Here is a 12,783-nt window from a genome sequence, read left to right as displayed (position 1 = left end):
TGGCATTTAACTATGGCTAATATCGATGGATAGCTCGCTCGCCCGTCTCGACCTCAACCTGCTCGCCGTATTCGACATGCTGATGCAGGAGCGCAACGTCACCCGTGCCGCTGAACGACTGCATCTCTCCCAATCCACCGTCAGTCACGCCTTGGGGCGGCTGCGGGTGGCGCTGGATGACCCGCTGTTCGTGATGAGTCGGCGCGAGATGATGCCGACCGAGCGGGCCAAGGCGCTGGCAGGGCCGGTTCGCCAGGCGCTGGCGATGCTGGAGCAGGGATTGCGGCAGGCCAAAGGGTTTGATCCCGCCACTGCGCGGCGGATTTTCCGTATCGCCACCCCGGGTTCGGTAGAGCACGGGCTGGTGCCGGTGCTGGTGGAGCGGCTCCATCGGCAGGCCCCTCACTGTCGGCTTGAGGTGTGCGAGCTGGCCGACAGCAACTACGAGCGGGAGCTGGAGAAGGGGGAGCTGGATCTGGTGATCGGTTTCGCCGGGGCGAATCATCTCTCACCCCGCTTATGGCGGGAAGAGTGGTTCAACAACCCGCTGGTCTGCCTGTCGCCGCTTGGCAGCGAATTGCCCGATGTGCTGACTCCGGTCGAGCTGGTGAGCCGTCCCCACATCCATACCTCCAGTTGGGGTCACAGTCAGGCGATGGTGGAGCTCTGGCTGGCCCGCTTCGGGGTGGAGCGGGAGCTGGGCGTGCGGTTGCCGAGCTTTATGGCGGTGCCGCCACTGATGGCGACCGGCCGCTATCTGGTGGTGGTGCCCGAGATGATCGGGCGCCACTTTTGCCGTTACTACCCGCTGCGGATGCACCAGCTCGACCCCGCCATCCCTATCGTCTACCTGATGGCGGGGCACCCGCTGACCGCCCATGACGAGGCGATCGGCTGGTTCAAGAGCCTGCTGCACCAGCTGGTGTTCGACCTCTACGGCGACGATGCGCTCGGGACTCCCGCTCAGCGGATGCTGGCGAAGTAGTCGAGCCCCATGGCGCTTTTCACCTCTACCAAGACCTCATCGGTGATGATGCGAGCCTGCTCGGTGCCCTGATAGAGCAGCTCCAGCAGCATCTTTTTGTCGGCAATGGCCGCGGCCCGGCGCTCCCGCATCGGGGCGAGCAGGGTCTGCAGGCAGTCATTGAGCACCTGTTTGCAGCGCATGTCCCCCAGTCCACCGCGCCGGTAGTGGGCCTTCATCTCGGCGACCAGCGCTTTGTCAGGGTGGAAGGCATCGAGATAGGCAAACACCGTATTTCCCTCCACCTGACCCGGATCGCTCACTTTGAGGTGGTTGGGGTCGGTATACATGGCGAACACCGCCTGTTTGACCTCTTCCGCCGACATGCCGAGCTCTATGGTATTGCCGAGAGATTTTGACATCTTGGCCTTGCCGTCGATGCCGGGCAGGCGGCCGGTGTCGCTCAGGATCGGCTGGCACTCGGTCAGCACCTCTTTGCCTACCAGAGAATTGAAGCGGCGGACGATCTCGTTGGTCTGCTCCAGCATCGGCAGCTGATCTTCCCCGACCGGCACGTGGCTGGCGCGAAAGGCGGTGATGTCGGCGGCCTGACTCACCGGATAGACCAGAAAACCGGCTGGCAGCGTGCGTTCGAACCCTTTTTGCTGGATCTCCGCCTTGACGGTGGGATTACGCTCCAGCCGGGCGACGCTGACCAGATTGAGGTAGTAGCAGGTGAGTTCGGCGAGGGCGGGCAGGGCGCTCTGCAGGCAGAAGGTGGTCTTGGCCGGGTCGAGACCGACCGCCAGATAGTCAGCCATCACCTCCAGCACGTTGTCTGTTACCTTGGCCGGGTTGTGGCCGTTGTCGGTCAGCGCCTGCAGATCGGCGATCATCACGAATTGACGGTAGTGGTGCTGGGCTTCGACGCGCTGGCGCAGGGAGCCGACATAGTGGCCGATGTGCAGTTTGCCGGTGGGACGATCGCCAGTCAGGATTACGGGGTTGTGCATGTCACTCTCTCCAGTTGGGTGAGCCGGGAGGCGACAAAGGGATAAAAACAATGACCGCCTCTCGGCGGTCACGGTGTTTTCTTTTGGAAATCTTGAATAGAAACGCGGTGCCGCCTGTTTAGGAGCAGCACCACCAGTAGTTGTGATTGAATGCGGTCATATTCATAGCAAATCAAACTACGCCGGTTTCATTACTTCTGCAAGGGGACGACCAGCAGATCGCAGGGCACCGTATTCATCAGCTGACGGGCGCTGGAGGTGAGCAGACTCCAGAAACTCTGGCGATGGCCGCACACCAGCAGGTCGATCTCATACTCCTTGACCGCCTGATTGACCCGCTCGCTCAGATCGCCGCAGATCACCAGCTTCTTCTCGATGGGATAGTCCACCGAGGCCAGAAATGCCTCCAGCTTCTCTTTCGCTTCGGCGATCACCTGATCCTGCACGTTGTCGATGTCGATATCGATCATTTCGGTGTAGAGATCCTTGAGGTCCACATCGACATGGATAACCGACAGCTTGGCGCCGTTGGAGCGGGCTCTGTCCACCGCCTTGTCGATCACCTTGCGGTTGTCTTCAGAGAGGTCGATCGCGGCCAGAATATGCTTGTAATAGGTTGTTCCACTCATGGGGGTTCTCCTTACCGATCCTTCAGCCCACTATACCAATCTCTGCTGAAACTAAAATGGTGCCTCAGGCACAGTTTTGGGATTTAAATGAGTTTAATGACGTGTGACACAGGGTCAGCCACTCAGTTATTAACCACTATTTGCCTATAAATTAAACAAGAGTTTGACGCCGGTCACACCCCTCGGCTTGCCGATCAGGGGGGAGAGGCATAGGATGGGCCCGTGCTTCGCAATGAACACAAAACAACAAAAAGCATCTGAATACCGCTTTGGGGAGCCACGTGCTCCCTTTTGTTTTTCTGCCTCAATTCCCGCGACTTTTCTGACTGATAGCGATTCGGCATCAAGTTAATCTCCTTCGATTTGGTTATGCTGTAGCCAGTTTCTTTGGAGGCCTTCCCATGATCATTCATCCCCAGATTCAAGGTTGTGTTGCCCGCAACTGTCATCCCATCGGCTGTCGCGCCGCAGTGCAGCAGCAGATCGAACGGATCAAGGCTGCGGGCCCGTTCAATGGGCCCAAGCGGGTGCTGGTGCTGGGGGCTTCCTCCGGGTTTGGACTGGCGTCGCGCATTGCGCTCGCCTTTGGTGCCGGTGCCGACACCATCGGCATCTCGTTTGAGAGGGGCCCTTCCGACAAAGGATTGGGCAGCGCCGGCTGGTACAACAACATCTGGTTTCGCAAGGAGGCGGAGCAGGAGGGGCGTATCGCCATCAACCTGATCGGTGATGCCTTCTCCGACGGCATGCGCCAGCAGGCCATCGACACCATCCGCCAGCAGCTGGGGCAGGTGGATCTGGTGATCTATTCGCTCGCAAGCGGCATCCGGGTGCTGCCCGATGGCACGCAAGTGCGCTCGGTGCTCAAGACCACCGGCCAGCCATTTAGCGGCTGGGGGCTGGATCTGGAGCGCGATACCCTGGTGCAGCAGTCGCTGGCGCCTGCCACGCCGGAGGAGATCCGCGATACCGTCACCGTGATGGGGGGCGAGGATTGGCAGCTCTGGATGCAGGCGTTGCAGCAGACCGATTGTCTTGCCCCCGGTGCGCAAACCGTCGCTTACTCCTATATCGGCCCGGAATCCACCTATCCCCTCTATCGGGATGGCACCATCGGTTATGCCAAGGAGCATCTGCACGCCACCGCCGAGACCATCAACCTGCAGCTGGCCGAGATTGGTGGTCACGCCTGGGTGTCGGTCTGCAAGGCGCTGGTGACCAAGGCGAGCGCCTATATTCCGGTGTTGCCGGTTTATCTGGGCCTGCTGATGGGGGTAATGAAGGAGCGCGGTGTGCACGAAGGCTGCATCGAGCAGATGCAGCGACTGTTCGCCGCCAAGATGTACGGGCCCAATGGGGTGGTGGCCGATGGTAACCGGCTGATCCGGATGGATGACCACGAGCTCGACCCGGCCATTCAGGCCGCCGTTTCGGCGCTCTGGCCCAAGGTGACGCCGGACAATTTCCACGGGCTGGGGGACTTTGCCGGGCTGCGGCAGGACTTCATGCAGCTCAACGGCTTCGAGCTGCCGGGTGTCGATTATGCTGCGCCGGTGGATGTCGCCTCCCTTAGGGAGCTGACCCCCTGAGCTGAAAGAAACGGGATCTCCCTCTCGTTGGCGGGTTGATTCGCGGCGGGAGTGTGGCGACAATCGATACCAAATCACTGAGGAGAAACAAGATGCTGGCCCAAGCCATGATCGAGAAGTTGAACGAGCAGATTAACCTGGAGTTCTACTCCTCCAATCTCTATCTGCAGATGAGCGCCTGGTGCGAAGACAAGGGCTTTGAAGGGGCGGCGACCTTCCTGCGTCAGCACGCGGTCGAGGAGCGCCAGCACATGGAGCGTCTGTTCACCTATGTGAGCGAGACCGGCGCCATGCCAAAACTGGGTGCCATCGATGCCCCTCCCCACGAGTTCAAGTCGCTGGGTGACGTGTTCCGTACCACCCTGGAGCACGAGTACCACATCACCAAGTGCATCAATGGTCTGGCCCACGTAGCTTTCACCACTCAGGACTACTCCACCTTCAATTTCCTGCAGTGGTATGTGGCCGAGCAGCATGAAGAGGAGAAGCTGTTCAAGAGCATCGTCGACCGTCTGGGTCTGGTGGGTGAAGATGGCAAGGGCCTCTACTTCATCGACAAGGAGCTGGCCGAGCTGGCCAAGGGCGCCCCTGCCAGCATCATGGACAGCAACGCCTGATAGTCGTGGACACTTAGTGTTCAGCCAGTACAATAACGGCCCTTTTAAGGGCCGTTGTTTATTCTGGTGGGCAGTCACCGTTGTGATGTCAGCCAGAGGCAATCTCGGTTCTGGCCAGGTGCCGTTTCTATTTTGATAAGTGAGTGATGATGAAGCAGGTCGATGTGGTGGTGATCGGGGCCGGTGCGGCCGGATTGATGTGTGCGGCGCAGGCGGGCTACCGTGGCCGCTCCGTGCTGGTGCTCGACAACGCCAAGAAGCCGGGCCGCAAGATCCTCATCAGTGGCGGCGGTCGCTGCAACTTCACCAACCATCAGGCTGGCGCTCACGCCTACCTGTCGGAGAATCCCCACTTCAGCAAGTCGGCGCTGGCCCGCTACACCCAGCAGGACTTTATCGATCTGGTGGACCGCCACGGGATCAACTATCACGAGCGCACCTTGGGGCAGCTGTTCTGTCTCGAGAGCGCCAAGGATATCGTCGATGTGCTGCTCACTGAGTGTGACTGGGCTGGGGTGACCCTGCAGTTCCAGACCGAGATCCTCACCGTCAGCAAGCAGGACGAAGGCTTTGTGTTGACCACCAGCAAGGGTGAGATCGGCTGCCACTCGCTGGTGGTGGCGACCGGCGGTCTCTCCATGCCCAAGCTGGGGGCGACCCCTTATGGCTTCAAGCTGGCGGAGCAGTTCGGCCTCAACGTGCTGCCGACCCGCGCCGGGCTGGTGCCTTTTACCCTCCATCAGGCGGAGAAAGAGGCGTTCGCCGATCTGGCGGGCATCAGCCTGCCGGTGGTGGTGACCGCCGAGGATGGCACCCGCTTCAAGGAGGCGATGCTGTTCACCCATCGCGGCCTCTCTGGCCCCGTCATTCTGCAGATCTCCTCATACTGGCATGCCGGCGAGAAGATCCACATCAACCTGCTGCCGGAGCTGGATATTCCAGCTGCCCTGCGCGAGTGGGCGCAGGCTCACCCGGCGCAGGAGCTGAAAACCGTGCTGGGGCGCGAGCTGCCCAAGCGCTTCGTCGACAAGCTGGTGGAGCTGGGTCAGCTGGTCAGCAAGCCGATGCGCCAGTACAACGAGCGGGAACTTGAGGCGATCGCCAACCTGCTGGGTGACTGGCAGATCCTGCCCAACGGCACCGAGGGGTATCGCACCGCCGAAGTGACCCTGGGCGGCGTCGATACCAACGAGCTCTCCTCCAAGACCATGGAAGCGCGCAAGGTGTCGGGCCTCTACTTCATCGGCGAAGTGGTGGATGTGACCGGCTGGCTCGGTGGTTACAACTTCCAGTGGGCCTGGTCCTCCGGCTGGGTGGCCGGTCAGTACTGTTGATGTCACAGGGGCTGGTTTATCCGGCCCCGATTTATTGGTCAGGATTAGGGTGATCGGTCGGGTTGTCGCAAGGGGGCGCAGATGCTTGAGAATCAGATGATGTTATTGGCGGTGTTCGAACGGGCGGCGCTGATGCTGATGACCCTCTTCTTCCTGACCCGCACACGGCCGTTCCAGCGGCTGTTCCAGAAGCGGGATCACACCCCGGCCGAGCTGGTGCTGGTGGCCTCCATCTTCGGCCTGTTTGCGGTGTTCAGTACCTACACCGGCATTCCGGTGGAGGGGGCGCTGATCAACGTGCGGATCATCGCCATCATCTCCGGCGGTATCCTGTTCGGCCCCTGGGTTGGCATTCCGGCCGGGGTCATCTCCGGTCTGCACCGCTATCTCATCGATATGGATGGTCACACCTCCATCCCTTGCCTTATCGCCAGCATCATCGCCGGCCTGCTGGCGACCTGGCTGCACCTGCGCTGCCGCAAGTCGCGGCTCTGGCTCTACGGCATTCTGGCGGGGATGCTCTGCGAAGGGCTGACCATGCTGCTCATCTGGCTGCTGACCGAGCCCCACGAAGTCGGGGTGGAGATCGTTAACCATATCGCCTATCCGATGATCGCCGGGGCACTCTGCATCGGCCTCATCATCAAGCTGGTGCAGGATCTGGATGACGAGAAGGAGCTGATTGCCGCCAAGCAGGCCAAGCTGGCGCTCGATATCGCCAACAAGACGCTGCCCTTCTTCCAGAACATCGATCGCCACTCTCTCAGTCAGGTGTGTGATGTGATCCGGCGCGACATCAGCGCCGATGCGGTGGCCATCACAGATACCCATGACGTGCTGGCTTATGTCGGGGTGGGCAAGGACTATTACGAGCTGGATGAGCACCACGCCATCAGCGGCATGACCCAGCAGGCGGTGCTGCTCGACCAGATCATCATCAACAACGATCTGCGCCAGTATCACCTCTCCGATTTCCACTCGGTCATCATTATTCCGCTGCGAGAAAACGGCTCGGTGAGCGGCACCCTCAAGATCTACTACCGCCGCACCCACAGCATCACCAGCTCCCTGCGGGAGATGGCGGTCGGCCTCTCCCAGCTCATCTCCACCCAGATGGAGGTGTCGCGCATCGAGCAACTCAAGGAGATGACCCGCAAGGCGGAGTTCACCGCGCTGCAGAGCAAGATCAATCCGCACTTCCTGTTCAACGCCCTCAACGCCATCTCATCCTTGATCCGCATTCGGCCCCAGCAGGCGCGCCAGCTGATCGCCAATCTGGCGGACTACCTGCGCTACAACCTCAACAAGGGGGATGAGCTTATCGACATTCAGGAGGAGCTGCAGCAGGTGCGCGACTACGTGGCCATCGAGCAGGCCCGCTTCGGCGACAAGCTGGAGGTGGTGTTCGAGGTGGACGATGTGCACATTCAGGTGCCGAGCCTGCTGTTGCAGCCGCTGGTGGAAAACGCCATCCTGCACGGCATCCAGCCCCGCAGCGCGCCGGGTCGGGTCACCATCGAGGTGAAACAGTTGGCGGGCGGCATCCGGGTAGCGGTGCGGGACACCGGTTACGGCATCAGTCAGGCGGTGATCGACGGGGTCGCCGCCGGTCGGGTGGAGAGCCGCAGCATCGGCCTGATGAACGTGCATCAGCGGGTCAAGCTGCTCTATGGCGACGGCCTGCACCTCAAGCGGCTGGAGCCGGGTACCGAAGTGAGTTTCTATCTGCCGGATCAGGAGTCGATGCCATGCTGAGTGCCATCATGGTTGAGGATAAGTGTGTGCCGCAAGAGGTGTTGTCATGCTGAAAGCGATCATAGTGGAAGACGAGTATCTGGCTCGCGAAGAGCTGATCTATCTGGTGAACCAGCACAGCCAGATCGAGATAGTGGCGAGTTTTGAGGATGGGCTGGAGGCGTTCAAATACCTGCAGGATCACGAGGTGGATGTGGTGTTTCTGGATATCCAGATCCCTTCCATCGACGGCCTGCTGTTGGCCAAGAACCTGCACAAGTCGAGCCATCCGCCCCACATTGTCTTCGTCACCGCCTACAAGGAGTTTGCGGTGGAGGCGTTCGAGCTGGAGGCGTTCGACTACATCCTCAAGCCCTACAACGAGCCGCGCATCATCAATCTGCTGCAAAAGCTCGAGCATGCGGGCAAGTCGCAGCCAGCCTCCACGGGGGAGGCGAGCGGCGAGGGGAGCAGCCCCCACAATCGCACCGTCAATCTGGTGAAGGGGGAGCGCATCATCGTCACCCCCTGCGAGCAGATCTACTATGCGGAAGCCGACGAGAAGCTCACCTATGTCTACACCCGCGATGATCGCTACGTGATGACCATGACCATCAGCGAGTTTGTCAGCCGGTTGCCTGCCGAGGGGTTCTTCCGTTGCCACCGCTCCTACTGCGTCAACATCAACAAAATCCGCGAAATAGTCCCCTGGTTCAACAGCACCTATCTCATCCGGCTCCATGATCTGCCGTTCGAAGTGCCGGTCAGTCGCAGCAACATCAAGGCGTTCCGTCAGCTGATGCGGCTCTGATTGTCATTCATTCCCGCCGATCTGCATTTCATGCCTTAATCGATCGGCGCGAGCTGCGTCTTGCCTATAGTGGCCTCAATTTCCTTAAGGCCATCGACCGAGACGCATCATGACCAAAGAGATGAACCGCACCCGGTACCTGACACTGATCGGTACCATCATCACCCAGTTTGCACTGGGTTCTGTCTATACCTGGAGCCTGTTCAACGCCCAGCTCTCCGACAAGCTGGACGAGCCGGTGAGTCAGGTCGCTTTCGCCTTCGGCCTGCTCAGCCTCTCGCTGGCGGTCGCCTCCTCTATGGCGGGCAAGCTGCAGGAGCGATTCGGGGTGCGCAACGTGACCCTGGGCGCTGGCGTGCTGCTCGGCATCGGCTTCTTCCTCACCGCTCACGCCAGCAATCTGGCGATGCTCTACCTCTGCGCCGGCATTCTGGTTGGTTTTGCCGACGGTACCGGCTACCTGATGACCCTCTCCAACTGCGTGAAATGGTTCCCGGAGCGCAAGGGGCTCATCTCCGCCTGCTCCATCGGTGCCTACGGCCTCGGCAGTCTCGGTTTCAAATACATCAACCTGCTGCTGCTCTCCAGCTCCGGCCTTGAGACCACCTTCCAGCTGTGGGGGCTGATCGCTATGTCCATGGTGCTGGTGGGCGGCATGCTGATGAAGGATGCGCCCAAGCAGGCCGCCTCCGTACAGCAGAGCGAGAGCCGTGACTTCACTCTGGCCGAGGCGATGCGCAAGCCGCAGTACTGGATGCTGGCGCTGATGTTCCTCACCGCCTGCATGAGCGGCCTCTACGTCATCGGTGTGGCCAAGGATATCGGCGAGAAGATGGTGGGTCTGCCAGCCGTGGTGGCCGCCAACGCCGTCGCCATCATCGCCATGGCCAACCTGGGTGGCCGTCTGGTGCTGGGTATCCTCTCCGACAAGATGTCCCGCATCCGGGTTATCACAATCGCCCAGCTGATTACCCTGGCGGGCATGGCGCTGCTGCTGTTCGTGCCGCTCAATGCCAACCTGTTCTTCGTGGCGGTTGCCTGTGTGGCCTTCAGCTTCGGTGGCACCATCACCGTCTACCCCTCGCTGGTGAGCGACTTCTTCGGTCTCAACAACCTGACCAAGAACTATGGTGTCATCTATCTGGGCTTTGGTCTGGGCAGCATCATCGGCTCCATCGTGGCCTCCCTGTTTGGCGGCTTTATGGCGACCTTCCACCTGATCCTGGTGTTACTGGTGGTGGCGTTGGTGCTCTCCCTCACCATCCGCCTGCCGGCACCGGTAGCGGTGGAGCGGGCCTGATAAGCCTCCTTGCCACAGCAAGCAAAAACAGAGACCCGGGCCACGCCCGGGTCTTTGCATTTCCGATGGTCGATCAGCGCGGCGCCAGTCCCAGCAGCTGGCGGGCCTGACGGCAGGTCTCCTCCCCAACCGCACCGAGGGTTATAGCACCGCCGAAGTGACCCTGACGGTGTCAGCGCCAACGAGATCTCCTCCAAAACCATGGGAGCACGAAAGGCCCTTATTGAGTCTTTGCTTCGTCGGTGAAGTAGTGGATGTGGCAGGCTGGCTCGGCGGTTACGACTTCCAGTGGGCTTGGTCCTCGGGTTGGGTCGCCGGCTAGTTCTGCTGAGGTTTACGACGCGGGTTGCATGACCTCAAACTTGCCATGATCCCAGGCCTGCTCGGTTTGGCTGAGCGTCTGTTCGATCGCGGACAGCGAGGCCGACGGCAGGGTCTTGGGCAGAGGGTCGAGGCCCACTGTCACGAAGATCTGTCCGTATGCGTTACGCAGTTCGGCATAGGCGAGGTCCCGGCGTAGTGAGGCACTCAGGGCATTCAGCTCGCCCTGGATCAATTCCAGCTCCCCTATGCCGCCACTCTTGAAGCGGTTGCGAAGCTGATCTGCTATCTGACCGTCGAGAGACTGCAGCTCTTTACTGGTGAGGAACTGGCGGTTTGCCTCATTGAAGTTGGCACGGGCGACATAGAGCTGGGCCAGTATGGCCATCGACATGGCCTGGCGTTTGGTCTCTGCGACCCGTTCACCCGCTTCGGCCGAGGCCTTGGCTGCCGGACCCGAGAAGAGATTGAACAGATTCCAGGTTACTTTGGCGCCAGCATCTGCCCAGCTCTGGTTGACGAGGAAGGAGTTACTGTCGTAGTGACCTCCCAAGGCGAACTCCAGTCCAGGCAACATACGAAGCATGGCCTTACGGGTTTCTGCTGCGCTGATGCGGGTCTGGTAGTCCTGCTCTCTCAACTCGGGGCGGTTGATCAGGGCTGCCTGCTCCAATTGGGCAAAATCCAGATTCAGTGCCGGGATTGGCATTTCTTCCTCAGTGGGGAGTGCCAGGGAATAGTCGGTGCCGAGCGGCAGGTTCATCAGGGTGGCCAGTTCAGTCTTGGCCAGTGACAGGGCCCGGCGCTGCTCTTCTAACTGGCGGGTGGCCTCAATCAGGGCACGTTGATAGCTCAGCACTGTGATAGGGTCACCGACTCTTTCCTTGCTCATCTTCTGGCTTGTCTCACGCGCCATCTTGACCCGATCCAGCAGGGCGTCGATACGCCCCAGTAGACGCTCGGCTGCCACGGCACGCCAATAGGCGGAGCGCACATCCTGAATGACGGTTTGTACCACCTTGCGACGCCGCTCTTCCGCTATCCAGCGGCGATCAGCCTGCTGCTTGGCTGTGACATAGCTGACCCCGAAGTCCAATACGTTCCACACCATGTTCAGGTCGGCCACGCGGCGGTGACGGTCCTGCGAGGTAGAGGGTTCGAGTGACTGCAGCCCGCTATCGACGCTCTGGCTGCTAGAAGCGCTGGTGTTATTGCGGCTCACGTAGCCGGCGTCCATGGCTAGTCTGGGCAACATATCGAAGCTGGCGAGATCTATCTGCTGCTGCGCCAACGCCTCCTCCCGGATCTTGAGGCGACTCTCCAGGTTATATGTCAGGGCTCTGGCCATTGCTTCGTGTAGAGTAATGGGTTTGCTGACAGGAGCCTGCTCCTTGAACATGGCCGAAAGATCGGCAGACACCCTTTGTTTACTCTGCTGTTGGCTAAAAGGATCGCTGCTGACGGCGCAGCCACCAAGCAGCAGGGTAGCTACGCTCAGGGCGAGCAGTGTGGGCACATGTGGCACTCTTAATGTCCTTATTGTCTTGCTGATGCGCATTGGTATTTCCCTCATTAACGCCCTTGCAGGGCCTGAGCCAGGGAAGTGGCCTGACTTAGTTCAGTTTCTTGTAGTGTCGTGAGTTGTTGGGTCAGAGTCGGCGAGGCCGCGCCAGTACCGAGAACCTGGCTCCAGCTACCGCCACTGAAGAGTTCCAGTTGGCGGTGCTCTGACAAAGAGGAGGGCCAGTAAGTGCTCATCGAATTGCTCTCTCCGCCGGTCCAGTTAAGCGCTGTTTGTCCACTGCCGTGGCTGCCGTCCCGGTTGGTGCCGAAGACATTGGCCAGCGCGCTCGCATGGGACAGGGTGCCGGCAGCGAAGTTTACGCTGGTACTGTCCGCACTGGTTGTCAGCAAGGATTCGCTCGGCAGCAAAGCGTCTGGCTGCAATGAGAGTTGAGTCGTCAGGGGCTGTGTACTAAGGGGTGAGGAGTTTATCTTGTGGTTACCATCCGTCACCCTGAACTCTGGATCACCTTGGGCTTGACCCGACTGAACGACAGTCAGGGTGAAGGTGCTGCTGACTGAGGCGTTGTTGAGGTCAGTCACGTTAACCCGAATGCTGATACTGCCTATGTCTCCATTGACCGGGGTGCCGGAGAAGGTACCGGTGGCTGGGTTGAAGCTGAGCCAGCCGGGCAGGGCAGAGCCGTCGGCCAGGGTGGCGCTGAGGGTCAGCCTGTCGCCAGTATCGACATCGCTGAAGCTGCCTGACGGTAATGAAAAACTGAACGGAGTGCCGCTGGTGACGCTCTGGTTGGCGATGCTGCCAGCTGTGGGGGCGTCATTGGTGTTAACCACGGTGAGCACGAAGGTGCTGCTGACCGAGGCGTTGCTACTGTCGGTGGCGGTGACCCGGATATTGATGTTGCCGACGTCCCCGTTGGTCGGGGTGCCGGAGAAGGTGCCGGTGG

At 60.3% G+C, this 12,783-nt stretch carries 12 protein-coding genes; 8 read left to right on the top strand and 4 right to left on the bottom strand.

What is annotated here, in order from left to right:
• Positions 1-25: 25 nt before the first annotated feature.
• On the top strand, positions 26-985 hold the full coding sequence (locus AB5Y83_RS04010; protein ID WP_005339232.1) for a LysR family transcriptional regulator: 960 nt from the start codon (positions 26-28) through the stop codon (positions 983-985).
• Here the strand turns inward: AB5Y83_RS04010 and trpS are convergent.
• Positions 964-1,977, bottom strand: a complete 1,014-nt coding sequence (gene trpS, locus AB5Y83_RS04005; RefSeq protein ID WP_064334988.1) for a tryptophan--tRNA ligase — start codon at positions 1,975-1,977, stop codon at positions 964-966. The two genes, AB5Y83_RS04010 and trpS, sit on opposite strands and share 22 nt — an antisense overlap.
• 191 nt (positions 1,978-2,168) lie before the next feature.
• Positions 2,169-2,606: a universal stress protein gene (locus tag AB5Y83_RS04000; protein WP_005339229.1), complete on the bottom strand. Its 438-nt coding sequence runs from the start codon at positions 2,604-2,606 to the stop codon at positions 2,169-2,171.
• A 401-nt stretch (positions 2,607-3,007) separates the two neighbouring features.
• Here AB5Y83_RS04000 and fabV point away from each other — a divergent pair, with 401 nt between their 5' ends.
• The 7 genes from fabV to AB5Y83_RS03965 all read left to right on the top strand — a co-directional run bounded on the left by fabV (position 3,008) and on the right by AB5Y83_RS03965 (position 10,313).
• Positions 3,008-4,195: an enoyl-ACP reductase FabV gene (fabV, locus tag AB5Y83_RS03995; RefSeq protein ID WP_368174740.1), complete on the top strand. Its 1,188-nt coding sequence runs from the start codon at positions 3,008-3,010 to the stop codon at positions 4,193-4,195.
• 92 nt (positions 4,196-4,287) lie between these two features.
• Complete coding sequence (gene ftnA / locus AB5Y83_RS03990; protein WP_005339225.1) at positions 4,288-4,812, top strand: non-heme ferritin; 525 nt, start codon at positions 4,288-4,290, stop codon at positions 4,810-4,812.
• Positions 4,813-4,961: 149 nt separating this feature from the next.
• Complete coding sequence (locus AB5Y83_RS03985) at positions 4,962-6,146, top strand: NAD(P)/FAD-dependent oxidoreductase (protein ID WP_368174762.1); 1,185 nt, start codon at positions 4,962-4,964, stop codon at positions 6,144-6,146.
• An 81-nt stretch (positions 6,147-6,227) separates the two neighbouring features.
• Positions 6,228-7,901: a sensor histidine kinase gene (locus tag AB5Y83_RS03980; protein ID WP_005357096.1), complete on the top strand. Its 1,674-nt coding sequence runs from the start codon at positions 6,228-6,230 to the stop codon at positions 7,899-7,901.
• Between the two features lie 46 nt (positions 7,902-7,947).
• Positions 7,948-8,691: a LytTR family DNA-binding domain-containing protein gene (locus AB5Y83_RS03975; RefSeq protein ID WP_019446256.1), complete on the top strand. Its 744-nt coding sequence runs from the start codon at positions 7,948-7,950 to the stop codon at positions 8,689-8,691.
• Between the two features lie 109 nt (positions 8,692-8,800).
• Positions 8,801-9,991 carry an MFS transporter gene (locus AB5Y83_RS03970; protein ID WP_040069602.1) on the top strand — a complete coding sequence of 397 codons (1,191 nt, stop codon included), beginning with the start codon at positions 8,801-8,803 and terminating at the stop codon, positions 9,989-9,991.
• Positions 9,992-10,049: 58 nt separating this feature from the next.
• Entirely contained in the window at positions 10,050-10,313 is a 264-nt protein-coding gene (locus AB5Y83_RS03965; protein WP_193557508.1) for an NAD(P)/FAD-dependent oxidoreductase, read from the top strand.
• A 12-nt stretch (positions 10,314-10,325) separates the two neighbouring features.
• Here AB5Y83_RS03965 and AB5Y83_RS03960 read toward each other — a convergent pair whose 3' ends face one another.
• Both AB5Y83_RS03960 and AB5Y83_RS03955 read right to left on the bottom strand, forming a co-directional pair.
• Positions 10,326-11,837, bottom strand: coding sequence for a TolC family protein (locus AB5Y83_RS03960; RefSeq protein WP_021230477.1), 1,512 nt, complete (start codon positions 11,835-11,837; stop codon positions 10,326-10,328).
• A 47-nt stretch (positions 11,838-11,884) separates the two neighbouring features.
• Positions 11,885-12,783, bottom strand: an 899-nt coding sequence (locus AB5Y83_RS03955) for a putative Ig domain-containing protein (RefSeq protein WP_368174739.1), incomplete at its 5' end; no start/stop codon positions are given.

The organism is Aeromonas sp. R5-4, from assembly GCF_040908215.1.
Taxonomy (GTDB): domain Bacteria; phylum Pseudomonadota; class Gammaproteobacteria; order Enterobacterales; family Aeromonadaceae; genus Aeromonas; species Aeromonas veronii.
This window is presented reverse-complemented; position numbering and strand designations above follow the sequence as displayed.